This is a genomic window from Acinetobacter sp. FY731 (assembly GCF_059515905.1).
This window is the reverse complement of sequence record NZ_JCAKNB010000002.1, coordinates 352,625-378,504: the sequence shown is the minus strand read 5'-3', so window position 1 is coordinate 378,504 and position 25,880 is coordinate 352,625. Positions and strand designations below refer to the sequence as shown.

23 protein-coding genes and 3 pseudogenes are annotated in these 25,880 nt (G+C 35.8%); 13 read left to right on the top strand and 13 right to left on the bottom strand.

Translation table 11 applies throughout. The features are described 5' to 3' along the window. The first annotated feature begins 36 nt into the window (after positions 1–36). Positions 37–1,446, top strand: a complete 1,410-nt coding sequence (locus tag AC5YC8_RS03940) for an aminotransferase-like domain-containing protein (protein ID WP_496163613.1) — start codon at positions 37–39, stop codon at positions 1,444–1,446. A 16-nt stretch (positions 1,447–1,462) separates the two neighbouring features. Here AC5YC8_RS03940 and AC5YC8_RS03935 read toward each other — a convergent pair. The 7 genes and pseudogenes from AC5YC8_RS03935 to AC5YC8_RS03905 all read right to left on the bottom strand — a co-directional run bounded on the left by AC5YC8_RS03935 (position 1,463) and on the right by AC5YC8_RS03905 (position 5,607). Continuing rightward, positions 1,463–2,038, bottom strand: a pseudogene (locus AC5YC8_RS03935) (DNA-3-methyladenine glycosylase I). Positions 2,039–2,075: 37 nt separating this feature from the next. After that, positions 2,076–2,321 (bottom strand): hypothetical protein, encoded by a 246-nt coding sequence (locus tag AC5YC8_RS03930; RefSeq protein WP_496163612.1) that lies wholly within the window; start codon positions 2,319–2,321, stop codon positions 2,076–2,078. A 19-nt stretch (positions 2,322–2,340) separates the two neighbouring features. Continuing rightward, entirely contained in the window at positions 2,341–2,880 is a 540-nt protein-coding gene (locus AC5YC8_RS03925; protein WP_496163611.1) for a M23 family metallopeptidase, read from the bottom strand. 49 nt (positions 2,881–2,929) lie between these two features. Further along, positions 2,930–3,964, bottom strand: coding sequence for an A/G-specific adenine glycosylase (mutY, locus tag AC5YC8_RS03920; RefSeq protein ID WP_496163610.1), 1,035 nt, complete (start codon positions 3,962–3,964; stop codon positions 2,930–2,932). A 146-nt stretch (positions 3,965–4,110) separates the two neighbouring features. Continuing rightward, positions 4,111–4,470: an HIT family protein gene (locus AC5YC8_RS03915; RefSeq protein WP_496118617.1), complete on the bottom strand. Its 360-nt coding sequence runs from the start codon at positions 4,468–4,470 to the stop codon at positions 4,111–4,113. 65 nt (positions 4,471–4,535) lie between these two features. Then, positions 4,536–5,276, bottom strand: a complete 741-nt coding sequence (locus tag AC5YC8_RS03910) for a dienelactone hydrolase family protein (RefSeq protein ID WP_496163609.1) — start codon at positions 5,274–5,276, stop codon at positions 4,536–4,538. A gap of 172 nt (positions 5,277–5,448) precedes the next feature. Then, positions 5,449–5,607: a DUF1328 domain-containing protein gene (locus AC5YC8_RS03905; protein WP_004656956.1), complete on the bottom strand. Its 159-nt coding sequence runs from the start codon at positions 5,605–5,607 to the stop codon at positions 5,449–5,451. A 186-nt stretch (positions 5,608–5,793) separates the two neighbouring features. On the opposite strand from AC5YC8_RS03905, the gene AC5YC8_RS03900 reads away from it, so the two are divergent. Beyond that, a complete protein-coding gene (locus AC5YC8_RS03900) occupies positions 5,794–6,246 on the top strand; it encodes a YcgN family cysteine cluster protein (RefSeq protein ID WP_496118613.1) in 453 nt (150 codons plus the stop codon). A 15-nt stretch (positions 6,247–6,261) separates the two neighbouring features. On the opposite strand, the gene AC5YC8_RS03895 is transcribed toward AC5YC8_RS03900, so the two are convergent. After that, the gene (locus tag AC5YC8_RS03895; RefSeq protein WP_496163608.1) at positions 6,262–6,723 is read right to left on the bottom strand and encodes a 2-thiouracil desulfurase family protein; all 462 of its coding nucleotides are present in this window, start codon (positions 6,721–6,723) and stop codon (positions 6,262–6,264) included. 109 nt (positions 6,724–6,832) lie between these two features. Between AC5YC8_RS03895 and AC5YC8_RS03890 the strand changes: the two genes are divergently transcribed. Both AC5YC8_RS03890 and AC5YC8_RS03885 read left to right on the top strand, forming a co-directional pair. Beyond that, a complete protein-coding gene (locus tag AC5YC8_RS03890) occupies positions 6,833–8,107 on the top strand; it encodes a replication-associated recombination protein A (RefSeq protein WP_496118609.1) in 1,275 nt (424 codons plus the stop codon). A 390-nt stretch (positions 8,108–8,497) separates the two neighbouring features. After that, entirely contained in the window at positions 8,498–10,819 is a 2,322-nt protein-coding gene (locus tag AC5YC8_RS03885) for a TonB-dependent receptor (protein ID WP_496163607.1), read from the top strand. Between the two features lie 59 nt (positions 10,820–10,878). On the opposite strand, the gene purC is transcribed toward AC5YC8_RS03885, so the two are convergent. The 3 genes from purC to dapA are packed head-to-tail and all read right to left on the bottom strand — an operon-like array spanning position 10,879 to position 13,151. Further along, entirely contained in the window at positions 10,879–11,598 is a 720-nt protein-coding gene (gene purC, locus AC5YC8_RS03880) for a phosphoribosylaminoimidazolesuccinocarboxamide synthase (RefSeq protein ID WP_496163606.1), read from the bottom strand. 37 nt (positions 11,599–11,635) lie between these two features. Further along, positions 11,636–12,238: a lipoprotein-34 precursor (NlpB) gene (locus tag AC5YC8_RS03875; RefSeq protein WP_496163605.1), complete on the bottom strand. Its 603-nt coding sequence runs from the start codon at positions 12,236–12,238 to the stop codon at positions 11,636–11,638. Between the two features lie 13 nt (positions 12,239–12,251). Then, positions 12,252–13,151, bottom strand: a complete 900-nt coding sequence (gene dapA / locus AC5YC8_RS03870) for a 4-hydroxy-tetrahydrodipicolinate synthase (RefSeq protein ID WP_496163604.1) — start codon at positions 13,149–13,151, stop codon at positions 12,252–12,254. A gap of 704 nt (positions 13,152–13,855) precedes the next feature. Here dapA and mhpT point away from each other — a divergent pair. Both mhpT and pncA read left to right on the top strand, forming a co-directional pair. After that, positions 13,856–15,073 carry a 3-(3-hydroxy-phenyl)propionate transporter MhpT gene (gene mhpT, locus AC5YC8_RS03865; protein ID WP_496163650.1) on the top strand — a complete coding sequence of 406 codons (1,218 nt, stop codon included), beginning with the start codon at positions 13,856–13,858 and terminating at the stop codon, positions 15,071–15,073. A gap of 144 nt (positions 15,074–15,217) precedes the next feature. Further along, positions 15,218–15,840: pseudogene (pncA, locus tag AC5YC8_RS03860) on the top strand (bifunctional nicotinamidase/pyrazinamidase). Positions 15,841–15,918: 78 nt separating this feature from the next. Here the strand turns inward: pncA and AC5YC8_RS03855 are convergent. Then, positions 15,919–17,196 (bottom strand): hypothetical protein, encoded by a 1,278-nt coding sequence (locus AC5YC8_RS03855; protein WP_496118676.1) that lies wholly within the window; start codon positions 17,194–17,196, stop codon positions 15,919–15,921. A 53-nt stretch (positions 17,197–17,249) separates the two neighbouring features. Here AC5YC8_RS03855 and serB point away from each other — a divergent pair, with 53 nt between their 5' ends. From serB to AC5YC8_RS03840, 3 genes are all read left to right on the top strand, one after another. After that, a complete protein-coding gene (serB, locus tag AC5YC8_RS03850) occupies positions 17,250–18,470 on the top strand; it encodes a phosphoserine phosphatase SerB (protein ID WP_496163603.1) in 1,221 nt (406 codons plus the stop codon). A 412-nt stretch (positions 18,471–18,882) separates the two neighbouring features. Then, positions 18,883–19,221 carry a ciprofloxacin tolerance protein AciT gene (gene aciT / locus AC5YC8_RS03845; RefSeq protein WP_496118596.1) on the top strand — a complete coding sequence of 113 codons (339 nt, stop codon included), beginning with the start codon at positions 18,883–18,885 and terminating at the stop codon, positions 19,219–19,221. Positions 19,222–19,375: 154 nt separating this feature from the next. Then, the gene (locus AC5YC8_RS03840; protein WP_496118594.1) at positions 19,376–19,855 is read left to right on the top strand and encodes an SCP-2 sterol transfer family protein; all 480 of its coding nucleotides are present in this window, start codon (positions 19,376–19,378) and stop codon (positions 19,853–19,855) included. A 103-nt stretch (positions 19,856–19,958) separates the two neighbouring features. On the opposite strand, the gene dtd is transcribed toward AC5YC8_RS03840, so the two are convergent. Further along, on the bottom strand, positions 19,959–20,399 hold the full coding sequence (dtd, locus tag AC5YC8_RS03835) for a D-aminoacyl-tRNA deacylase (RefSeq protein WP_496118593.1): 441 nt from the start codon (positions 20,397–20,399) through the stop codon (positions 19,959–19,961). A gap of 234 nt (positions 20,400–20,633) precedes the next feature. Here dtd and AC5YC8_RS03830 point away from each other — a divergent pair, with 234 nt between their 5' ends. The 4 genes and pseudogenes from AC5YC8_RS03830 to pncB all read left to right on the top strand — a co-directional run bounded on the left by AC5YC8_RS03830 (position 20,634) and on the right by pncB (position 25,807). Next, entirely contained in the window at positions 20,634–22,151 is a 1,518-nt protein-coding gene (locus AC5YC8_RS03830; protein ID WP_496163602.1) for a catalase, read from the top strand. A 140-nt stretch (positions 22,152–22,291) separates the two neighbouring features. Continuing rightward, the gene (locus tag AC5YC8_RS03825) at positions 22,292–22,795 is read left to right on the top strand and encodes an ankyrin repeat domain-containing protein (RefSeq protein ID WP_496163601.1); all 504 of its coding nucleotides are present in this window, start codon (positions 22,292–22,294) and stop codon (positions 22,793–22,795) included. 153 nt (positions 22,796–22,948) lie between these two features. Continuing rightward, positions 22,949–24,432 (top strand): annotated as a pseudogene (locus AC5YC8_RS03820) (tryptophan 7-halogenase). Between the two features lie 172 nt (positions 24,433–24,604). Next, positions 24,605–25,807: a nicotinate phosphoribosyltransferase gene (pncB, locus tag AC5YC8_RS03815; RefSeq protein WP_496163600.1), complete on the top strand. Its 1,203-nt coding sequence runs from the start codon at positions 24,605–24,607 to the stop codon at positions 25,805–25,807. Positions 25,808–25,880 lie beyond the last annotated feature (73 nt).

The window sequence follows — 25,880 nt, the reverse complement described above, 5'->3', positions numbered from 1 at the left end:
GCAGATACAATATTTTATAAAAAATAGGTACAGATTGTGACGTTTCAATATCAAAGTCTTGCTCAGCAACTTGCACAAAAAATATATATGGGTGAGTTAGAAAATGAACAAAAACTTAAGTCATTGAGAGATTTTGCCGAACAGCAAAAGATCAGTTTGAATACAGCAAAAAGTTGTTATGAATTATTAGAAGCGCAGGGGCTGATTTATGTAAAACCGAAATCGGGCTATTTTGTAAAAGCACTTAAAGTTGAAAGTGACCAACCTTTGCATAATGACTTTAAATCTCATCCAAGAAAGGTTTCTAATTTAGACTTACAAATAGAAATTAATGCCGCTTCTATACATGACAAATTAATTCATTTAGGTGCAATTCAGCTATCGCCTAATCTTATTCCGACAGAGGCACTACGCCGTTCAATTCAGCGTGCTTTGAAGCACAGCAAACCTGAAGATTTTTTATATAGCGATCGGCAAGGGCATATTATTTTAAGAGAAGCCTTAGTTTCACATTGGCTAGAAGATGGCATTTACATTTCTAAAGATGATGTTTTTATTAGTAATGGCTGTATGCCAGCTTTATCTGCTGTTATACAAACGCTTACGGAGCAGGGCGATAGTATTATTATTCCAACGCCAAATTTTAATGGTCAGCTTCAATTATTAGCGAGTTTAAAAAGGAAAATAGTAGAAATTCCAGCTCAACACGATGGATTTGATTTAGCGCGTTTAGAACATGAAATGAAGTATTCAGGAGCAAAAGCTTGTTTACTTACTGCAAATTATCAAAACCCTTTAGGCTTTTGCTTAAGTAATGAAGAAAAACAAAAAATTGCAGAATTAGCATCTCAATATCAATGTTTTATTATTGAAGATGATATTTATGCAGAATGTGGATTTAATCAAAACAGACCTTTACCTATTCGGCATTGGGATCAAGATGGCTATGTGATTTATTGTGGTTCGGTATCAAAGTCGCTTTCTTCTGCATATAGAGTTGGATGGTTCTGCATCACGTCCCAATTAACATCTTCCAGAACGCAATTTATTAATAGAAATGTTGTAGTGAATACGCCTTTACAATTAGGTCTAGCAGATTTAATTCATTGTCGTGCTTATAGAAGGCATTTAAATCAATTAAGCCCAAAACTTTTTAAACAGGTGGCTGAATATAGACAATATATCAAGCAAGCTTTTTCTGGGATTGATGTTCGAATCAGTCAGCCAGAAGGCGGATATTCTATTTGGTTGCAACTACCAGAAAATATAAATAGTTTGGATCTGTATCGCTTTGCACAGACACAGAAAATTAATATTGTGCCAGGTATAGTCTTTGGTGAAGATGAGAGGTATTTAAATTGTATTCGTTTAAATGCAGGGCATGAGCTTTCAGATGAAATAAGAGCTGCTGTTCAAGTATTGGCGACATGGGTAAAAAATCAGTGAGCTGACTAATACATTTTTATTTCATTGCATATTTAAACGTACAGTCATTTTCATGATCGTTAATCATTCCTACAGCTTGCATAAAAGAATAACAAGTTGTAGGTCCCACAAATTTAAAGCCTTTTTTCTTAAGTTGCTTTGACATTAAAACGCTCAACTCAGTGTGTGCAGGTGCTTTCTTATAATCTGATACATCGTTTACAAGAGGGGTATTTTGAACAAAACTCCATAGCCAAGCAGATACATCCTCACCATTATTTTTAAGATTCTGCCAAGCAATGGCATTATCGCGAATTGCCTTTAGTTTTCCAATGTGGCGTATAAGTCCTATATCTTGAACCTTAATTTCTAAATCTTTATCACTTAAATCTGCAATGTCTGAAATGGAATGTTTAAAGAAATGTTCACGATAACATTCGCGCTTTTTGAGTACGGTAATCCAAGATAAACCAGCTTATTGACTTTCTAAACACAACATTTCAAAGAGTTGTTGCTCAGCAGAAATTGGACATCCCCATTCTTGGTCATGATAAGCCATATAAAGAGGATCATTGGAGCACCAACCACAGCGTTTTACAGTTAAAGACGTCATGGAAATGCTCCATTATTTTTATTATTTAAGGAATAAATTAAAGTTTAAATTCAGCCCATTGGTCAGATTTGTTATCCCAATAAAAGAGTTCAGCTTGTTGAATATCTTCAAAAGAAATCCAGTCATCTTTGCCTACTTTGTCTGAAAAACCTGTGCTCATTAATAAAGCTTCTTCTGTAATTTCCATGACCCAACCCTGACGACTTTTCCCAGCCACCACAATTTTTTGTTGATTACCTGATTCAGCAAACTCTACCAGACGATTGATCAACGCTTCTGACATGAATAATTCCTAAAGAAAATTAACGTAAATATGGATAGGGGTTAACAGCACCACGACCTTTACCACCTAAATAAATTCCATAGTGTAAGTGTGGCGCAGTTTTACGAGCATTACCAGTATTGCCAACATAACCTAGCAAGTCACCTTTTTTGACATAATCACCTACGCGTAAACCACGTTTATGGTCATCTAAATGCGCATAGTAATGCCAACTTCCACTTGGACCCAAAATCCAAATGACTTTTCCGCCCAAGTTATTATTACGCAAGTCTGCAATTAAGCCTTCTGTTGTACTAAAAACTTTCGTTCCACGTGGAGCCATAATATCGACACCTTCATGTATTCTACCACTGCTTCGAGATGCACCCCATGTATCTGTTAAATTATTGTTCTTTACACCTTGGACAGGAATAGGAAGCCTATCGGGTAAGCTCATATTCTTGAGTTTTTGAACCATAGCAGGATTGAGTGGTTGGTTTGGTTTTTTCGGTGCTGTACTACATGCTGCAAGAAAAACAACAATAAAAATTAAACTTAAAATAGAGCGAAGGCGCAGCACAAGACATTCCTTTTCTTTATATAACTGTTTTAGTAATCACCTGACTATGTCATAAATTTACAGCAGAGATCAATTTTTTCATGGCAGTGGGAATGCCCATTTCTGTAGCAATTTGTGATGAATACCAATTGCCATCAAGTTCAATTGCTAAATGCTCTTTTAAGTCAGCATCAACCTCAAAACAAGCAGCGTCTAACAACCATGTGAAATGAGTAAAGTTATGGGATATTTGCACTTTTTTAATGACTTTTTTTAACCCTAAACTTTGAGTTTTGTCTATAAAATTCATTTCATTTTCAATAATAGGTAAGCACCATAAACCGCCCCATAAGCCAGAGTTTGGACGTTGTTGCCATAACCATTGATCTTCACATTGAATTAATAAAATATGAGCAGATTTTATAGGAACTGCTTTTTTAGGTTTTTTGAACGGTAATTCAGTTTCTAAACCTTGTTGATGTGCTTTGCAGTGCTGTTGCATTGGACAATACAAACACAACGGTTTTTTGGGTGTACAGACCGTTGCACCTAAATCCATAATGGCTTGTGTGTAGTCATGATTACGTTTAGTAGGACATAAGCTTTTTGCAATGTTCCACATTTCACGTTCGTGAACTGGTTTAGATAAATCATCTTCAATAGCGAAGAAGCGAGATAACACACGCTTAACGTTACCATCCATAATGACACCGTACTTGCGTAAACCCAGTGACATAAGTGCTCCACCTGTAGATGGACCAATTCCTGGGAGTTCTATCCACTCTTCTAAACTACTTGGAAATTGCCCTTTTTTTGCAACAATTCCTGCTGCTTTATGTAGATTTCTTGCACGTGCGTAATAACCTAAACCTGCCCAGTAGGGTGCTACATCATCCCAAGATGCGTATCCTAAATCTTCAACCGTTGGAAAGCGTTCAACAAAACGGGAAAAATATTGCAACACAGTTTTGACCTGAGTTTGTTGCAACATAATTTCTGACACCCAAACTTTGTACGGATCATTGGCTAATTGCCATGGTAAATCATGACGACCATGTTCATCGAACCAAGTTAAAAGTGCATTTGAAAAGGAAAATTCAGACATAGGGCAGGGGAAATATAAACTATGGCTTTAGTATAGCGGAATTGCCTGAGTAGCCCTTAAATTAAATAGAAACATTAGATTGAAAGCATTTTTTAGACATAAAAAATGGTGCCTAAACACCATTTTAAAATAAAAATAATATAACTTTAGCCTGTCATTCCCCAGCGAGCATCAAGTTGTAATGCTTGTCCTTCGTAGCGTGGAATAATATGAATGTGTAAATGCTCAGATGCTGTACCAAAAACATTACCATCATTAAAACCAACGTGAAAACCTTCAGGCTGATGGCGTATTTTTAGTTCATTTCGCGCTAGTTCTAATAACGTCATTAGACTTTTACGCTCTTTGTCTGTGACATCAAAAAAAGAGCTAACATGACGAAGAGGCACAATTACACAATGTCCTTTAGATAGCGCATTTGGTTCGGGTAAAATCACGCCGAAATCATTTTTTGCAATGATGTCATATTCATCAAAGTTACAATATATGCAGTTATTTTCAGTCATTTGTACATCCTCTTTTTTCATTTTATTACTTTCATATTCATGTGAATATAATTGGTAATTCTGCTCTAAGCTTTTAGTTGATGTGCGAGTAATTCATACATCGCGTCGAGGCCTTGCTTTTCTGCTTCTGCATTATAGCCAAGATCTACACCATTCGCTTTGGCTCTTTCATCGGCAAGTAAGTTTGAAAAGCCATGTTTAGCATCTTCAAAAACAATCACTTCATGGTTCACCTTTGCTGCATGCATTTCTTCACGGAAACTTGCAACATCATCTAAAGATACCATGCTGTCTAATTCGCCATGTAAAACTAAAATCTCTGCTTGAATTTTACCTTCTTCGGCAGGTGATTGAGCAGCTAAAATTCCATGAAAGGTTGCAACGGCTTTTACTGGTGCTCCAGAGCGGGCTAAATCTAAAACGACTTTGCCACCATAGCAAAAGCCTATAGCACCAAGTCTTGAGCTATCGACTTCATCTTGTGCAGCTAAAGTTTCTAAAGCAGCAGATGCACGAGTTACGATGGTAGTTGGGTCTTGAAAGGTTTCTGTCATCCATTCGTTTGCTTGAGAGGCTTCCGCTGTTACCTTCTTGTTGCCATACATATCAATTGCTAAGGCTGCATAACCATGTTCAGCCAATTCACGTGCACGTTGTTCTGTATATTCATTTCGTCCCCACCATTCTGGAGCTACAATTACACCTGCTACAGGTGTTATGGATTCTGGCGTAGCAAAGTATCCAATTAAGGTAGAACCATCTTTAGCAGTGTATTGAATTTCACGTGTTTTGATTACAGAGTTCATGCACAATCCTTGAAGCTTTAATTATGATTAACCTGATTAAAGCATAAAAATATTGCAGATGTTCTGAAAGAATTAAATGAAATAGAAACAAATGTGAGAAATTATGACGAGCTCAATGCAAATAAAAAAAGAAGAGGCTAAGCTCTTCTTTTTATGAAATAGCATACGTTATTTAGACTTTTCCTCGAGACAGAAAGCCTACAATTGCAAGAATGACTGCAACAACAAGTAAAATGACAGCAAAATCTTTTGATAGACCAGCAACACCACCAAAACCTAGTAAACTCGCAATTAAGGCGATAACTGCAAATATAATAGCCCAACGAAACATTCGAATTCTCCTTGTGATTTTTTTGATTATGCGATTCAGTATAAAGATGATAATTCTAATATTTGTGATGTATTTGTTTGTTTTTTGTACAAGTGCGAAGTGTTTTATTCAAAGCAGGCTCTTTTCTCTATTGATTCTTGAAGCCTGATATAATGTTGATACGTTTCTTTTTTATAACCTATGTTCATGCCTGAAATTTTACGTCCGCAATTCTGGAAAAACTATACATTATCAGAGTTAAATACTGCTGAATGGGAAGCTTTGTGCGATGGGTGTGGATTGTGTTGCCTTATTAAATTAGAAGATGATGAAACGAATGAAGTGGCTTATACCAAAGTTGCTTGTAAGTTATTAGATTGTAAAACAGGACATTGTTCCGATTATCCAAACCGCGTTCAACATGTACCTGATTGTATTCAGTTAACGCCTGAAAAATTAGCGAAAATACATTGGTTACCATCGACATGTGCTTATCAGCGGATGAGTGAGGGGAAGAGTTTACCGTCTTGGCACTATTTAAATACAGGTTCAAGAGAAAGCGTTATTAAAGCCAGAAAGTCAGTTGCTGGCCGCTGTGTTTCAGAAGCTGAAGTCGATGAAGATGAAATTGAAGATTATATTGTGCGTTGGGTTCGCTAATTAAAAAATGAAGGTTTACTGTAAAGATTTTAAAAACTCATCTTCAGATATCACATGAAATCCGTATTGCTGTAGTAAACACGCTGTTATACCCAAACCAACAGTTTTTGTACCTGAAAATGAGCCATCATAAATAAAATGTGTGCCGCAAGAAGGGCTATTTTCTTTTAAAATAACGGTGGAAACTTGATGCTTTTGTGCGATTTTTAATGTTTTAAAAGCGCCATCTATAAAGGCTTTTGTTACATCATTTCCTTGAGAATCGATTACTTTTGCAGTGTTGTTTAAAACATTTTGAGCTGTTCCACTTATAATTTCTGCAGCCAATCGAGGCGTATTTAATCCTCCTGCCACTTCAGGACATATAGTGATAGCTTGTTGTGTTTGTACTAGCTGCGTGATTTTTTCATAGTAATAGGCTTTTCCATCGTAACGTACAGGAATGTTTGCCAAACAAGCGCTAATTAAATATTTCATAAAGATAACGGCTTCATAAGAATGATCGTAAATTTTGTATTTAAAACTGTTGCCTAGATAGATGTATAACATAGTAGACTAAGTAAAAGCTTAGCAAAGTAATAACAAGATGTCAGACAGCAATATTCCACTTCCTGAACGCCTACGTCCTAGAGACTTATCTGAAATTATAGGACAAGACCATCTTCTTGGTTCAGATGCTCCTTTACGTCAAATGATTGATCAGGGGCATTTGCCTTCAATTATTTTTTGGGGACCCCCTGGTGTTGGAAAAACGACTATCGCATTATTACTTGCTCAAGCCATAGATAGACCATTTGTAAGTTTATCTGCGCTAAATACAGGCGTAAAAGAATTAAGAGAAGTGATTTCTGATGGTGGCGATTTGATGCCACCTGTAGTATTTATTGATGAAATTCATCGGTTTAATAAAACACAGCAAGATGCACTTTTGAATGCTGTTGAAAAAGGTAAAATTACACTGATTGGTGCAACAACAGAAAATCCATCATTTGAAGTCAATAGCGCATTACTTTCACGTTGTCAGGTTTATACCTTAAATGCTTTAGATGAAAACGCGATTCAAACCTTACTTAACAATGCGATTCAAACAGATCAATTTTTAAAAGATCGATATATTCAAATAGAAGAGTTTGATGCACTAATTCAATTTTCAGCAGGTGATGCTCGTAAGGCTTTAAATTTACTAGATTTAATTGCAAGCACCTTTGAACCTGATTTAGAAAATATCATCACCAATGCTGTTGTTGTAAAAGTGGCACAGCAAAATATTGCTCGTTATGACAAAGCAGGTGAACAGCATTATGACCTCGTTTCTGCTTTTATTAAATCCATTCGTGGAAGTGATCCAGATGGTGCACTTTACTGGATGGCACGTATGCTTAAAGGTGGTGAAGATCCTATTTTTATTGCACGCCGTATGCTAATTGCTGCATCTGAAGATATAGGGAATTCGAATCCAAATGCTTTACTTTTGGCTGGGGAATGTTTCCGTTCAGTTCAAGTGATTGGAATGCCTGAATCACGAATTATTCTTGGACAATGTGCCGTTTATTTAGCAACAAGTGCAAAAAGTAACAGTACGTATTTAGCGATTAATAAAGCGATGGATTTAGCTGAAAAAACAGCAAATTTACCTGTTCCACTCCATTTAAGAAATGCTCCTACAAAACTAATGAAAGAACAGGGATATGGTGTCGACTATTTATATCCGCATAATTACCCAGAACATTTTGTACTACAGGAATACTTACCATCTGAATTAAAAGGTACAAAATTATATGAATCTGCACGTAATAAGCGTGAGGTTGAAGGTGAAAAACTGCAACAACGACGTTGGCAACAACAGCAACAGCAGCAATAAAAAAAGCCCAATCTTTGGAAGATCGGGCATAAAATGGATGTTTCTTAGGGAGATTACATCCAGAGGGTAAACTGGTCGGCAATGTAGTGCGAAAAACAGAGTTAATTTCTACATTGCCTTGTATGAAATAAATAATAGAAAAATAAACTAAAAAAGTAAAAAGGATGATTTTAATAACAATGATTTGTTTATCCGATCATAATTTAATTATTTTGATTTCTTTCAAATAACACCTTTATTATTAGAATCTTAAATTAACTTTAATTTTTGTAAATTCAAGAAGATATGAAAAATAAGTCTAAAAAAATTTAAAAGTTGGTTTTAGTACATTTGTATTATTTAATAAAACTGTATAATGATATGTTATAACGTAACAATAAAGATCGAGAGATGAACAGTTTAAAGCTTTTAATATTATTATTCCTGCTTATTAAACAAGCTGAGGCAGCAGAAATAATGTCTCTTCAATACTTAAAGCCTATTAAAATTACCGCACAAGAGGAACCTAAAAAAGAACATACAGTTGATAAAAAGTTTATTGAAAAATCAAATACTTTAGGAGATGCAACTAAACATGTTTCGGGTGTGCAGAATAGTTCATTTGGGCCAAATTCAGGTGCGCCAGTCATTCGTGGATTACAAGGAAATCGTGTAGGAATATTTGAAAATGGAACGTCTATTCAAGGCTTAAATGCCATAAGTGGAAATGTGAATATTCCTTTCGATCCTATTTTCACTGAATCTATAAAAATAAATAAATCGAATAATAGTGTGAGATATGGGGATCAATCTTTAGGTGGAAGTGTTGAAGTTGATAGTGGCTTGATTCCGAAAAAAATTATAGAAAAATCTCATCAATTAGACTTGGTATTTAAGAATGGTTGGAATAATTTTGATGCGAAAGGTTTAAAGCTACAATTAAATAATCAAAAAAACTTAGCAACAAATATTCAATTTTCAAGGCAAGAAATTAAGGCTTATAACATTCCGGGTAAAAGCAAAGCGCAAGTGTGCGAAACAGAGGTTTTTATAAATGGAGGGGTAAATAGCCCTTTGGCAGATGCTTGTCAGAAAGATACAAGAATAAAAAGTATCTATAACAAAGCATCACAACCTTATATCGATCAGTTTATAACGGAAAATCCAGATTATGCGGATGGTGAGTTTTCATATTACACGGATAAACCGACTTCAAATTGGAATGGTAAACCCTATCAAAATCCAGTAAATCCTGATTATATTCCTGGGACTGAGCCATTCAAAAATGAAAAGATTAATAATGATGTAACACCAAATTATAATAAAAAACTCGGTAATAGTTATGCAATTAATGACAATATTGCTTTGGGTACTACGTATTTTCTAAAAAATGGCTATATTGGTTTTAGTGCTGATTATAAAAAAATCCATTATGGCGTGCCTGGTTTTTCTATGGAAAATAAGTCTTTTCAAACAAGTTATGCCGATGGCTTACCTGTTGGTGTAAAGACTGAGCAAAATACATTCTTATTAGATACTTTATTGAATCGACCTTTACCATTTCTAGAAAATATTCAGTTTAAAGCCTCTAACTTAGTTAATAAGTCGGGGGAATATATTGGCGCAAGCGAAGCAAATTTATATAAATTTGAACAAAACTTTGCTGAATTTGTTGTTAAGCAAAAAGAACAAAAATTTTTGTCTGGTGAAATGGGTCTAAGTTGGGGACAACGAGATGTTCATGGGCAAGGTTATGCACGTTATTTGCCGAATGTAAAAACTGATAGGAAAGCCTTTTTTATTCAAGAGAAGTTGAGCTTTAATCCAATTTATTTTGATGCAGGTTATCGTAAAGAAAAAGTAGAACATCAGATTCAAGATCACACTTTTGAATTGGCACGTAATGCAAATAATGGAAAGTTGGAAAATCGTAATTTTGATTTATCTCAATATTATGTTGGTGCTGGTTTTAATTGGGGCGATTATGTCCATGTTTATGCCAAGTATAGTGAATCTGAAAGAGCACCTGAAATTAATGAATTGTATTCGAGTAACCCGCATTATTCGGTTATGACCCAAGAAGAAGGGAACCAAAATCTAGATAAAGAAAAAGTCAAAACTATTGAATTAAATACAGATTTTATATTTGATCAATCGAAAATAAATTTATCCTTATATCAAATGGATTTTAATAATTATATTTATTTAGTGCATTCAGGGACAGCAATGAAAAATCGTTTGCCTTTGAAATATTGGAGACAAACTAATGTCAAAATTGATGGTTTTGAAATAGATTTAAGTCATCAATTTTTATTTAATGAATGGGGAGATTTAACGCTCAGTGCTTTTGGTGACTTTGTTAAAAATCGTGTGAAAAATACAAAAAATCAATCTTCAAATGATGGAGAATATCCTACAAATATGCCAACAAATCGTTATGGTGCAAGCATAGAGTGGGAAAAAGATGATTATCATCTTCGTCTTTCAAATACTTATTATGCAAAACCACAGTACTTAGGGAAAAGTGTAAATACGGAAATTGCATTGCCTGCGTATAATTTATTGGATCTATCATTAAGTAAAAAAGTTGCATTAAAAAATGCAGATGTAGCATTTTATTTAAATGGAACAAACTTACTCAATGAAGAAGCTAGACCTCAAAACTCACCACTAAAATATATTGCACCACTGCCAGGAAGAGGGCTTCAGTTGGGTATAACAATGAGTTTATAAGAATTTAAATATAAAAAAACCGAGCGATTAAGCTCGGTTTTTTTGAAGTTCAGACTGAATTAGATGTCTGAAAGATCGATGCCAATACGAGCAGCAACTTCTTCATAAGCTTCAACAACACCACCTAAACCTTGACGGAAACGGTCTTTGTCGAGTTTTTTCTTCGTGTCTTTGTCCCATAGGCGGCAACCATCTGGAGAGAACTCATCACCAAGAACGATGCGGTCATGGAATACACCAAATTCAAGTTTAAAGTCAACAAGAAGCATATTACCCGTTTCGAATAATTCTTTAAGAACTTCGTTCACTTGGTAAGTTAATTCTTTCATGCGAGCAAGTTGCTCTGCAGTTGCCCAACCTAAAGTGATTGCTTGAGACTCGTTAACCATTGGGTCACCAAGTGCATCATCTTTAAAGAACAATTCGAAAGTAGGTGGAACAAGTTCCTTACCTTCTTCAACACCTAAACGACGGCATAATGAACCTGCAGCATAGTTACGAACTACACATTCAACAGGAATCATGTCTAATTTTTTCACTAAAACTTCTGTAGGAGAAAGAAGTTTTTCGAAATGCGTTTCAATACCAGCCGCAGCTAGCTTTTCCATGATAAAGGCGTTAAAACGGTTATTCACCTTACCTTTTCGATCTAGTTGTTCGATTTTCTCGCCATTGAATGCAGAAGCATCATCACGAAAGACTAAAATCAGATGGTCTGCACTGTCTGTTTCATAAACAGATTTCGCTTTACCAGTATAGAGCAAGGTTTGTTTTAACATGGAGGGAACCTTTTTCAAAAAAAATGCCTAGAAATGTCTAGGCTGGCCAATTTTGGTAAATTTGGGCTAACAGTTCTGCAGCAACTTGTTTGTCTGCAAAAGTGTTATTGGTATTGAACACGGCAAGACTATTACTTGAACCAACTGAGTTAAGTCTTAATACGTAAGATTTTTGATCAATCATGATAGTTACATCATTTGCATTTTTGCTTTGACCAACAATTTTGTGGTTAAGGCTACTAAGCGTGGCAAGAGTATATTGCCAAATTGTAGCAGAATTACCATCAATTTTGAGCAAAGGATTTTGATTTCCATCAGTTATTTGCTGAAGTCGACCAATAGAATCTTCGTTCAAATTATCTTGAGTATTTACTTGTGTAAATGTTGTTGGACGAGGAAGAGCGAAACGGTTGCCACGTTCATTTTCATATTTAGGTGCATTAGCAGTTGCACGAGGATCAACAATAGGAGCTGGATACAAAGGCGTTGCTGGTCTAACCATTGAACCTTCAGGATATTGTAGTGATTCGGTTGTTGCTGTTTTTTTATAGTTTAAAGAACCATTGTTGATACCAAACGAACTACAACCAACCAAACTTAAAGCTGAAAGCGCAGTGACTAAACCAAAACGTATTTGCATAATGTAAGCTCTTTTATTTAATGATGCCTGCCGACGTGAGTGCTTCACGAAGCGGAGTGCGATATTTTTCTGCAAGAGGGGTAAGCGGTAAACGAATCCCTGTACCAATAAGTTCCATTTCATGAAGTGCCCATTTCACAGGAATTGGGTTTGATTCACAGAATAGAACATCATGTAAAATAGCAACTTTACTATTTAATTGTTCAGCCTTGATTGCATCTCCAGCAAGAGCAGCTGCACATACTTCACTCATTTCTTTCGGTGCCACGTTTGCCGTAACCGAAATATTACCTTTTGCACCAAGTGTAATGAGTTGATAAGCCGTTGCATCATCGCCAGAGTAAACAGTCATTGCTTTATCTTTTAAGCCAGCAATTAACTCTTGACCGCGTGGAACATCGCCTGTGGCATCTTTAATACCGACAATATTTGCAATATCTGCAAGACGAATAACAGTTTCATTCTGCATATCTACACCAGTACGACCTGGTACGTTATAAAGAATGATAGGAAGATCTACTGCTTCTGCAATAGCTTTATAATGCTGATATAAACCTTCTTGTGTTGGCTTGTTGTAATAAGGTGTTACCAACAAAGCTGCATCTGCGCCTAGTTCTTTCGCTTCTTGTGTTAATTCAATGGCTTCACGTGTTGAGTTTGCACCAGTACCAGCAATAATTGGAATACGTTTGTTTGCTACACGAATGATTTCTTTGATCACTTGTGTATGTTCAGCCATACTTAATGTTGATGCTTCACCAGTTGTACCAACTGCAACAATGCTATTCGTGCCTTGTTTTATGTGCCACTCAACGAGCTTTTCTAGACCTTTCCAATCTACGCTGCCATCTTCTAACATTGGGGTGACAATTGCGACAATTGAGCCTTGAATGGTCTGTGCTTGCTGAGTCATTTTTTAAAAATATCCTATTTTCCCATCCACGTTATGTAGAGAAACAGAAAATGTGGATGGTTGCAGTATTTTGATTTGAGTCAAAATTCAATAAGTCATCATTGAATAATGCTTATGCAAATTATGACTGATTCAGTGTGTCAGAACAATAACCTTTAGTCAAAGCAATAACAAAGTTTTTAATATTTATAAAACTTTATTGAAATGATGGGGTTGATTTGAAAATACATCTATTTTTATGTGTAAAAACCTTTGTTTTTCTGAACTTGGATTATGAAATTCCAACAAAAATATTGCTTAAATAAAGGGTGAAATCCTTGTAATTCTTTTTTTTCATCGAAGTCAGTAAAATATTTAAGATGAAATACATCTTGTTTTAGATCATGAAAATCTTAATGTTTATGCTAAATACAGTAAATCACCTTGGTTGTGATGGTGATTTTTAAGTGTTTTTAGATATATAAAAGAAAAGAACAGTTCTTATATGGTGAGAAAAGACAATTGAATATGCCTGCTTTTTGAAAAATTATGTGGAGTATTTTTTTTAGTAATTGGTTTTAGCGCTATTTCATAATCTTTTTTTACGTGAAACTTCATGTTTGCAGAAGATTGAGCCGTATTTTTATTCCACTATTAGGTAGCTACAGCTTTTTATGAAAGTCTCAGAAGATGGATATCTTAGAATTCACTTTGAGCTTGATCATATGGATAAAGTCGTTCATCAATCAGATAAAAAGCATGCAATTGTAACAGTTGCAATTTGCTTTCTTATTGCAGTTATCGAAGGCTTAGATATTCAAGCAGCAGGGATTGCCGCTGCAGGTATTAAAGAGCATTTTGGTTTAGATAGTTCTCAGTTGGGCATTTTCTTTAGTGCAGGTATTTTAGGTTTATTGCCAGGTGCATTGGTTGGCGGTCGTTTTGCCGATCGAATTGGTCGTAAAAAAGTTTTGATTTTCTCTACGGCTATTTTTGCAGTATTTACATTATGTACAGTATGGGTGAATAGTTTTAGCTCATTATTGGCGGTGCGTTTTTTAGCAGGTGCAGGCTTAGGTGCTGCAATGCCAATCTTAATTACATTAGCTTCTGAAGCAGTATCACCACAAAATCGCGGTCGTGCTGTGGGCTTAATGTATTGTGGTATGCCTGTTGGTGCTGCAATTTTATCTTTGGTCGCAAGTACAAGCTTTGGGGCAGATTGGAAAAATATTTTCTATTTAGGTGGTTTGTTGCCCATTGTTGTTATTCCTGTAATGATGTTGTTTTTACCTGAATCGAAAGAGTTCTTAAAAGCACAAACACAGAGTAAAGATGAGCCTCAGCAAGCTAAAGCCTCATTCAAAGATTTGTTTAATTCTGACAATGTACTGCGTACTTTATTAATTTGGGTAAGCTATTTCTTCACATTGATGGTGGTTTACATCATGTTAAGTTGGTTGCCATCATTATTCACAGAATTAGGTTTTAGTCGTAAAGAAGGTGCAACCGCTCAGTTCTATTTCATGGTAAGTGCAACTGTTGGTACTGTTATTTTAGGTATGCTAACTGACCGCTGGAAAAAGGCGTATGTCATTGTCTTAATGTATGGCGGTATTTTGGCAGGCTTATTTGCTTTAAATGGTGCAAGTTCATTAACGCAAATGTATATGGCTTCTGCATTGGTTGGTGCCTTTGTTATTGGTTGCCAAGGCGTGTTGTATGCATTTGGCAGCATTGTTTATCCAACAGAAGTTCGTGGTACAGGTGTTGGTGTAGCATCGGCTGTAGGACGTGTTGGTGCAATGCTTGGACCAATGATTGCAGGTCAACTTCTTACAGCAGGTTTTGGTGCGGCAGGGGTAATTTCAGCAGCAATTCCATGTATTTTAATCTCTGCAGTATTCATGTTGGTTTTAGTGAATCGTTTAAATAAAGCATAAAAAATTAGTAGCACATGAGCCCACTTTTGAGTGGGCTTTTTGTTTTTATAAGATGTGAAATCTAAGATTTATAGGCACATTTTATTTCAATAAATTCATTAAAATATGCTTAACTATTGAAAGGCAGATAAAGGAATATGATGAATGTTGAAGAAAACAGCTCTAATTGTGGTTGATGTTCAAAATGGATTTACTCCAGAAGGAAATTTAGCAGTAGCAGATGCAGATCAAATTATTCCCAATATAAATGCCTTATCCGAATATTTTGACAATATTGTAATTACCCAGGATTGGCATCCTGATAATCATATTTCTTTTGCGGAAAATCATACAGATAAAGCACCATTTGAAACAATTGAATTGGATTATGGTACACAAGTGCTTTGGCCAAAACACTGTGTTCAAGGTACGCATGATGCGGAATTACACCCAAAATTAAATTTACCAACAGCACAGCTTATTATCCGTAAAGGTTTTCATAGTCATATCGATAGTTATTCTGCATTTATGGAAGCCGATCAAAAGACCACAACAGGTTTAGAGGGCTATTTAAAAGCACGTGGTATTGATCCGTATTTATTGTGGGGATTGCGACAGATTTTTGCGTAGCGTGGACAGCAATGGATGCAACAGATTTAGGCTTTAAAACTTACGTTATTGAAGATGCAACAAAGGGTATTGATTTAAATGGCTCTTTAGCAAAAGCATGGAAAGATATGCAGCATAAAGGTGTAGAACGGATTTCTATGAAAGATGTAATCGGGTAGTACACCACTATATTTGCATTTTTATCTGAATAAAAAAGCCTGATATTGAATCAGGCTTTTTTATTTCTATTTTAAAGCTTAGGCAGAGCGTGATTGTTTTGCTTTTAAAATTTCAGTACGAATGGTTTGAGCCAGCTCAGCATGCTTGGTATCCATCCCATTAATCATAAATGAGTGGCGAGTGAGAACATTGGTTGGATTTGGCAAATTGACTAATTCATAGTGCGTAGACAAATCTTTTAGCAATTCATTTGGTAAATAAAGTGCACTTTCTTTAGCTGAAAGTTGATTGACCAAACGCTCCGCTGCTTGTATAGCATCTAATTGCATTGTTTCAACAGAAGTCGCCATAGCACAACGTGTTTGTAGTACAAAGCGTTTATCTTCACGATAACGCTTATAAAGTACTTCGGAAAGAAGTTGGAAAACAGTTCCAATCATCGCTAAACATTCTGCTGAATCTGGCTTTTCAGAAGAAATAGTTAATGTTGCACCATTTCGACTAAATTGCTGAACAGTTGTAATGTCGGAAACATTCAATTTGTAATGTTGAACACAAAGTTCGATACTTTTAGTTAAAAAGATTTGGCACAAATTAAAGTAAGGGATAGAGACCTTATCTGTAATTGAGTCAAGTAATTGCTTAGGGTCATAGAATTGAATGGTTAACGCAATTGTATTTTTATCTTGTAGTTCAACTTTAGGCGTTTTTGCTTTAGGTAATGATTGTGCAAGATGTTGTGACTGAGTTAAAGCCAATGCTGTATTTTGCTTTTCTTGTTCTAAAGCCTGAGTCAACATCTGAAGTTCGTGTTTCAAGCGAGCTTCATTATTAATATTTGCTAGATACTCTGTGCGGCTTGGTCGAGCAATTGCACGATACGCTAACCATAATAAACAATGGATAAGTAATGAACATAGAATAGCGATCCATTGAGTACGTAAAATTTCACCAATACTTGGTTTTATTAACGTAATTTCAATTGTGCCGACTTTCTTTTCATTTTGTAACGCATCTCTAACAAAAATTTCGCCTTGACGTGTTTTAGACATTCCGCCAGTTGCAAGTACCTGATTATTTGTATTTAAAATACGAATGGAAGCAATATTCGGGTTTGTTGCATAACGATTTGCCAATAAAGCAAGAGACACTGTATTGGGTGGATCTAGCTCAGATAAGCTGTCCGTAACCAATTGAGTTGTCATCAATTGCCCTTGATTGGCGCGGTTTTCATTTAATTGATGTGTCGTTGCAAGTACCAATAAAAAGGTATGCAAGATAAAGCTTACAATCAGTAGGCTAGCAAATAGCCCTTGTCTAGGCGCATTCAACGTAAACTTCCAAAGTAATTCTATTTAAATTCGATTATGATTCTAACAATAGTTGTAGCTCAGACCCGAGTCAATTCATGCGAGAAATCATTCTTATATCATTTTTAGGACCTGACCAACCTAATCAGTTTACTCGATTAATGCAGGTGTTGTCCGCCCATTCTTTACAAATTCTAGATGTTGGCCAAGCCGTCATCCATAATCAGCTTACTTTAGGTATTGTTGTAGCCTCTGAAGATCAGACAGCAACAGCATTAGCTATGAAAGAGATCTTAATTTTAGCACATGAAATTGGTTTAACAGTTCGCTTTAAACCAATCTTGGCAACAGATTATGATCAATGGGTAAGTGAGGGTGGACGTACACGTTATATTGTAACTGCGCTAGCACCCGAATTAAAAGCTTCGCACTTACAAGCAGTTACCCAAATTGTATCGAATCAAGGGTTTAACATTGAAACAGTGACACGTTTATCTGGTAGACCAACTTTAACAGGTGAGTCTAATGAGCCTAAACGTGCGTGTGTAGAGTTTGGTTTAAAAGGACAGATGTTAGATGCAGCAGCAATGCGCGCAGCTTGCTTAAAATTGTCTAGTGAATTAAATGTCGATGTTGCTGTGCAAGAAGACAATGCTTATCGTCGTAATCGTCGCTTAGTTTGCTTTGATATGGATTCAACACTGATTGAACAAGAAGTCATTGATGAACTTGCAAAAGAGGCTGGAGTAGGTGAGCAAGTTGCTGAAATTACCGAACGTGCAATGCAAGGTGAGCTTGATTTCCAAAGTAGTTTCCGCGCACGTGTTGCATTGTTAAAAGGTATGGATGCCTCTGTACTTGCAAGTATTGCAGAACGATTAACCATTACAGAAGGTGCGGAACGTCTTATTTCTACCTTAAAAGCATTGGGTTATCGCACTGCAATTTTATCTGGTGGTTTTCAATATTTTGCAGAATATTTACAAGCAAAATTAGGCATAGATGAAGTGCATGCAAACATCTTAGATATTCAAGATGGCGTTGTGACAGGGGAAGTAAAAGGGCATATCGTAGATGGTGCCCGTAAAGCATTATTACTGACGCAAATTGCTGAAGAAATGGGTATTTCACTTGAACAAGCAATTGCAGTAGGTGATGGTGCAAACGATTTACCAATGCTTTCAATTGCAGGCTTAGGTGTTGCATTCCGTGCTAAACCATTGGTTCGTCAAAATGCCAATCAAGCCATTTCAAGTGTAGGTTTAGATGGTGTATTGTACTTGCTTGGTGTACACGATAAAGATTTAAATCGTGATTAATGATTGAATCAATTGAATAAAAAATACGGCATAATTGCCGTATTTTTTATTGGGATAGCAATCAGAAAAAGAGAAACAAGTCGGGATTTAATGCAAGAACAAAATAACGATAAATGCCATCGGTAAAAAAAATTTTTGACTTAAAAAGAGCACTGTTTTTTTTGTAATGACACGCGAAGAAAGAACAGGCTTAAGTTCCCTAAAAGTTCAAATCAAAAAAAATGTAATTACAATATAATATTGCGACAATGTATGTCGCATAACCAAATAACAAGTCTTTTTTTATACAAAAAACTGCTCATAATGCTTTTCATAGAGTTTTAAATACACATAGCCCATTAATCTAATTAAAGGTATTCGCGTTAGATGGGCGCTTGATAAAAGCACAAATCTAACACTTACGGAGGTTTTTATGGCAACAGCGAATTTAGCAAGTATTGTCGGCATAAGCTTAGTTGCGGTTGCTTTGATTGCTGTTTTCTTATCGCCTTATCGCCGCTGGTTAAGTTTTATGATGGCTGGAATGGTGTTTTGGGGATTACTAGAAGCTGTACGTTTTAGTGTGCAAACAGTTTTTGAACTCCCAGTAACTTACAGTTATTTAGCAGCGATCTCATTTGCAATGGTTATGATGACACTCTTGCTTTTAGTTGAAGATCGCCGAGCGGAACGAGCAGCAGTGGCAAAGCGCCGTTATATTGAACATACGCCAGTATATGAGGATGATCAGCAACAGTATTCTAGCCGTTAAGCAAAGACTGATCCTTCTTGAAAAATGCACATTCATGTGCATTTTTTTATATCCAAAATTTATGCTTTATTACGTAAAGCAATACTGCAAAAAAAATAAGCTATGGTAGGATGTCGTAGTTTAATTTTATACAATTACAATAGGCTTCGATGTCATGAAACTTCCTTCACTACCTGTCGTAAAACTACCACTTGTTGATGTGAGTACAGACCCACTTGATCTTATGGTTGCAGGCTTAGCATTACGTATGAAGCAGTTGGCTCGTACAAGTCCTAAATTTATTGAATTAATTCACGATAGACAGTTTCGTATTCAAATTGGTACAGACTTAGGTATGGCACGTCAAATTATTGTCAATAATGGCAAAATTGAGACGGTCTCGGGAAGTGCAGAGCCTGCTGATTTTACCTTGCAGTTTGCTGACAGTGAGCAAGGCGTGAAAACTTTAGCAAAAGGTGATCCTTCTGTATTTATGACTGGTATGCAAAACGGCACAATTAAAATGGAAGGTGACTTCAGTTTATTGGTGTGGTTTAACCGTGCTGCTAAACTTATTCCACCAAAATTGCCAAAACCTGTAAAAGAAAAATTGTCATTTGCCCGCCAATTTATTAAAGATAAAACAGGTAAATAAGAATATCCCTTCTGCATTTTCTTCTTTTGAAAGTGAAGGGGTACAACAGGATTGAACGAAAAAGCCCTCATATGAGGGCTTTTTCGTATCTATAGAATATGAATTATTCAATTTCTAAGTTAAATGTAACAGGTCCATCATTGACCAAATGAACTTTCATGTCAGCTGCAAAAATGCCTGTTTGAACATTTTCAAATTGTGATTTTGCATAATCTACGAGTTGTTCATAAAGCTCTTTTGCATCGTTTGGTGACATAGCAGGACCAAAGTCTGGACGTAATCCTTTTTGTGTTTGAGCCATTAAAGTGAATTGTGAAACGAGTAATAATCCACCATTTGCTTGACTGATATTCCAGCCCATTTTTCCTTGTTCATCATCAAAAAAACGATATTTTAAAATTTTATCGATCATTTTTTTGCCTTTTTCTAAGTTATCTTCCTTACCTAAACCAAGGAAAACTAAGATGCCTTTTTCAATTTCACCTGTTGTTTGACCGTCAACAACAACTTTTGCCTCTAATACTCGTTGCAATAAAGCACGCATAACACAACCACATATGATGTTTTTTAATACATTCAAATTGTAGCAAAATTAGGGGATTGAATGATTATTAAATAAAACATGAATAGTTAAGTAATTAATTTAAAAAGATTAAGTGGTTAAATTGAGTTTGCAATCTATTTATTCGATTAAAATTATAAAAAATGACACTTTTACCTATTAACAATAAGTCTGTAATTTACCCCTGCAGGAAAGGTATTTTTGAGAGAGAAGACGATGTTTAAGCGTTCTTTATTGGTTGCAATGCTTGCTACTGTTACAGCTAGCACATTTGCAGCACCATTAACAAAAGATAACGGTGCGCCAGTTGGCGATAACCAAAATTCAATCACTGCAGGTCCAAATGGTTCTGTATTGCTTCAAGATGTTCAACTCGTACAAAAACTACAACGTTTTGGTCGTGAGCGTATTCCTGAGCGTGTTGTACATGCACGTGGTACGGGTGCTTATGGTGAATTTGTAGCAACGAAAGATTTATCTGATCTTACTATTGCTTCACTGTTTAAAGCAGGTACAAAAACTCCTGTATTCTTACGTTTTTCTACTGTAATTCATGGCAAAGGTTCACCTGAAACTTTACGTGACCCGCATGGTTTTGCAATCAAATTTTATACACAAGAGGGTAACTGGGACTTAGTGGGTAACCAAACTCCAGTATTCTTCATTCGTGATGCAATTAAATTCCCTGACTTTATTCATGCGATGAAGCCAAGCCCTATCAATAACGTTCAAGACGCTAACCGTGTATTTGACTTCTTGTCTAGCCAACCGTGGGCAACAAATATGTTGACTTATGTTTATGGCAATCAAGGCGTTCCAACGAGCTATCGTGAACAAGATGGTTTCGGTGTTCATGCGTACAAATTGTACAATGACAAAGGTGAATACAAATACGTTAAATTTAACTTCCGCTCTAAACAAGGCGTGAAAGGTCTTAACGTTAAAGAAGCTGTGGAACAACAAGGTAAAGACTTCAACCATTTAACGAACGATCTTTACAACACGATCAACGCTGGTAAATTCCCTAAATGGGATCTTTACATCCAAGTTATGGACCCTAAAGACCTAAACAGCTTTGATTTTGATCCACTTGATCCAACTAAAATCTGGCCTACAGATTTAGTAAAAGAAACTAAAGTGGGTACGTTGACATTGAACCGTATGCCGAAAAACTTCTTCAACGAAACTGAACAAGTTGCATTGGCTCCGGGTAACTTAGTACCAGGTATTGAACCTTCTGAAGACCGTTTACTTCAAGGTCGTATCTTCTCTTACTCAGATACACAAATGTACCGTTTGGGCGCGAACCACCAACAAATTCCAGTAAACCGTCCGCTTGTTAAAGTAAATAACAACAACCAAGATGGTTTCATGAATATGTCTGAAACAGACTCTAACGTGAACTATGAGCCAAGCCGTATCGATCCAAAACCATCGACTCCTGCTGCTCGTGCGGTACAAACACCATTAACGGGTCATGTACAGCAAATTGGCGTTAAAGAGCAAAACTTCAAGCAAGCTGGTGACCTTTACCGTTCTTACTCTGCAAAAGAGAAAGATGACTTAATCATGAACTTGGCTGCTGACTTAGGCAATGTTAAAGATTCAGAAACTAAGCACATCATGTTGTCTTACTTCTACAAAGCAGATGCAGACTACGGTACGCGTATGACTAAAGCTGTTAACGGTAACTTAGCGACTGTTAAAGCAAAAGCTGCAAAATTGAAAGACTAATTTATTAGTCTGCCAAACTGGTGACCGGTGCACTCGGAGTCACCTCTCAAAAGTCCTGTAAAACTCAGACCCTTTCCTGCACCCTAGGGGAGTTTTACAGGCGCTTTTATTTTTTAATTCGATTTTTGTTGGAGTCCATCATGAAAGTTATGCAATGCACAATTTTAGCGAGTATTCTTACTTTTGGTTCTGCATTCGCAACTGCTACTGAGGTTGGGAATATCTCTCCAGCTAAGGTGGCTGCTGATGATCAGATGACCTCACAACAAGAATTGATCAATCTCTTTTTTGATGCTGCTAAAACTGGAAATCAGGAAGTTATTGTTGAATTTCTAAAAAATGGTTTCCCAGTCGATGTGCGTAATCAAGCAGGGTATACCGCTTTGATTATGGCATCTTATTATGGTCATTTAGATACAGTAAAAACGCTTGTTAAGTATGGTGCAGACCGCTGTGCGCGTGACAATAAAGGTAATACAGCATTGATGGGTGCGATGTTTAAATTAGAGTGGTCTATTGTAAAACAATTACGAAAAACGGACTGTGATGTAAATGCTAAACAGACAGGACAAAAAACGGTTGAAGAGTTTGCCAAAATTATTGGTCAAGATGAAAAGTTAAAGGCATTAAGTCTGGCTGAATAAATACATAATATTTATGTGATAGATATTCTTTTATATAACACATCATCATTTTTTCATATCATATTGTGAAGCAATGAAGATGTGTTTTTATTTTTGATAATCAAGAAATTAAACAATAAAAATTAAAAAATTAGTCAAATAAAATTGGAATAAATGATGTTAGATCTTCGGTATATAAAAAATGTGACTATTATTGGTGGGGGGACAGCAGGTTGGTTTGCAGCACTTTCATTTCGCAAATTTTTTCCACAGCATATTCAAGTTGAGTTAGTTGAATCTCCAACTGTTGGCATTGTTGGTGTGGGAGAGGGTGGTTTAATTAATTTGGTTACAACCCTGAATCAATTAAATATTCCAGTTGGAACATTTATGAAAGAAACAGGAGCTTCTTTTAAATGGGGTTTTTGTTATGAAGGTTGGCGAACAGGGAAAAGAGATGATGAATTTTATCATTTATTTATAAATCCGCGGCACCCCCCATTTAATGTTGAATATATGGCATTTTATCCACTTATTTCTGCTGTCTTAGCAAATAGTATTCCTTTAGCAGATGTGGTGAAAGATGTTGAAAAAATCAAAAATAGAGTGTCTTTAGATGAGGCACTTAAAGCCTTAGCCGATCAGTCTGGAATAGCAACATCACTACATTTTGATAGTCAAAGAACAGCTGATTTTTTAGGTAAAATAGCCATTGAGCGTGGTGTAAAGCATACGCGAGCATTTGTTCAAGATATTGAACTCAATGAATATGGCTTTGTGACTACAGTTCAAACAGATCAAAAAAAATAGAAACCCAATTATTAATAGATGCTTCAGGTTTTGCCCGTTTAGTCATTGGTAAAAAATTCAAAAGTAAATGGACATCTTTTAAAGAATATTTATGGCTAGATAAGGCAATACCATTTCATTTAGATCATGATGGAAAAAATCCTGAATTAGTTAGTCGAGCAACTGCAATGGAAGCGGGTTGGATGTGGCAAATTCCGCTTATCGAACGTATAGGTGCAGGCTATGTATATAGTAGTGAATTTAAAACTGAAGAACAGGCTCTTGCAGAAATTGAAAAGTATTTTGGCAAAACAATAAAGCCTCAAAAAACATTAAGTTTTGAACCAGGTCATTTTGAAAAAGTGTGGCAAAAAAATGTGATGGCACTAGGTTTAGCTTCAGGTTTTGTTGAACCACTTGAAGCAACATCTATAGGTCAAATGCTTGAGCAATTGCGTATGATGCAAAAAGTTATTCTAGAAAGTGGTAGTGTCATTTCAGATTTAAGTATTGAGCAATTCAACCAAGCAAATGCTGAATCTTGGAAGGGGATATGTGATTTTCTAAGAATGCATTATGACTGTCCAAGACGAGATACACCATTTTGGAAAAAGGTGGCAGAAACACCATTCCCTGAAAGTTATAAAGCAATTAAAGAAGTTTTTATGCAGAGAACACCACGAATGGCAGATGTGAATGGTTATGTGCTACATAGATGGAATGGAATTTTTCATCTGAATAATTGGATTTTTGTTGCGCAGGCATTGGGACTCATTTCTCCAGAGAAATACCGAGCAGAATTACAAGGTTTAAAGCCAGAACAAATTACATACGTGAATGATTATCTACGTTCATTGAATTTAAAATAGGTATTAAGGCAATACAGTTATAGCTATTTAAACGAGTAAAGAAGTATTGATTGTTGAATTTTTTCAAATTTATTTGAAAATTATCCAAAACAGAGACAAGACAATTAAAACTTTCAATTTTTACTTAAAAAATGTGCTTTAATGCATTAAGCATAGCGAAATACATCAAGATATGGCTCCAATCATTCAATCTTTACTGGATACAGATTTATATAAATTTACCATGTTGCAAGTGGTGCTTCATAAGTTTCCGCAGACGCATAGTGTGTACCACTTCCGTTGCCGTAACTTAGATGACACGGTTTATCCACTGGTAGATATTTTAGATGATTTGAATGAACAGCTAGATCATCTATGTAAGCTTCAATATATAGAAGATGAATTATTATATTTACGCAGTTTGCGTTTTCTTAAAAGTGACTTTGTCGATTATTTAGAATTATTTCAATTAAAACGCCGTTTTATTAAAGCGGGGATTGATGCTGAAGGTCGTTTGGATATTTGGGTTGAAGGTCCAATGGTTCAAGCAATGATGTTTGAAATCTTTGTATTAGCCATTGTAAATCAACTTTATTTCCAGCGTATTCGTAGTGATGAGGTAATCGCTGAAGGTGAACGTCGTTTAAAAGCGAAAATTGAACTTATTCAGCAATATGCAAAAGAACAAAATCCAAATGATCCTCCATTTTTAGTATCAGATTTTGGAACACGTCGTCGCTATAGTTTCGAATGGCAAAAACACGTTATTCAAGAGTTTCATAAAAGTGCGCCAGATATTTTCCGTGGTACGAGCAATGTATTAATTGCCAAAGAAATGAACATTACCCCAATTGGGACAATGGCACATGAATTCTTACAAGCATTTCAGGCACTTGATGTGCGTTTACGTAATTTCCAAAAATCAGCATTAGAAACATGGGTGCAAGAATACCGTGGTGACTTAGGGATTGCTTTAACTGATGTTGTGGGCATGGATGCATTCCTTCGTGACTTTGATTTGTATTTCGCAAAACTTTTCGATGGTTTACGTCATGACAGTGGCGATCCGTACGAGTGGGGCGATAAAGCTTATGCGCACTATAAAAAGCTAAAAATTGATAGTAAAACGAAAATGCTGACTTTTAGTGATGGTTTAAATCTAGAAAAAGCATGGTCATTGCATAATTACTTTAAAGATCGTTTCCAAGTAAGCTTTGGTATTGGAACAAATTTAACCAATGATATGGGTCAAACACCATTAAATATTGTGTTAAAACTTGTTGAATGTAATGGACAATCTGTGGCAAAAATTTCCGATAGTCCAGGAAAAACGATGACTGATAACGATACATTCCTTGCATATTTGCGTCAGGTTTTTGATATTACTGAAGCGTAATTTAATTTTAAAATTGAAAAATACCGAATAGATTGTTCGGTATTTTTTTGCATGAATGTTTATATTTATCATC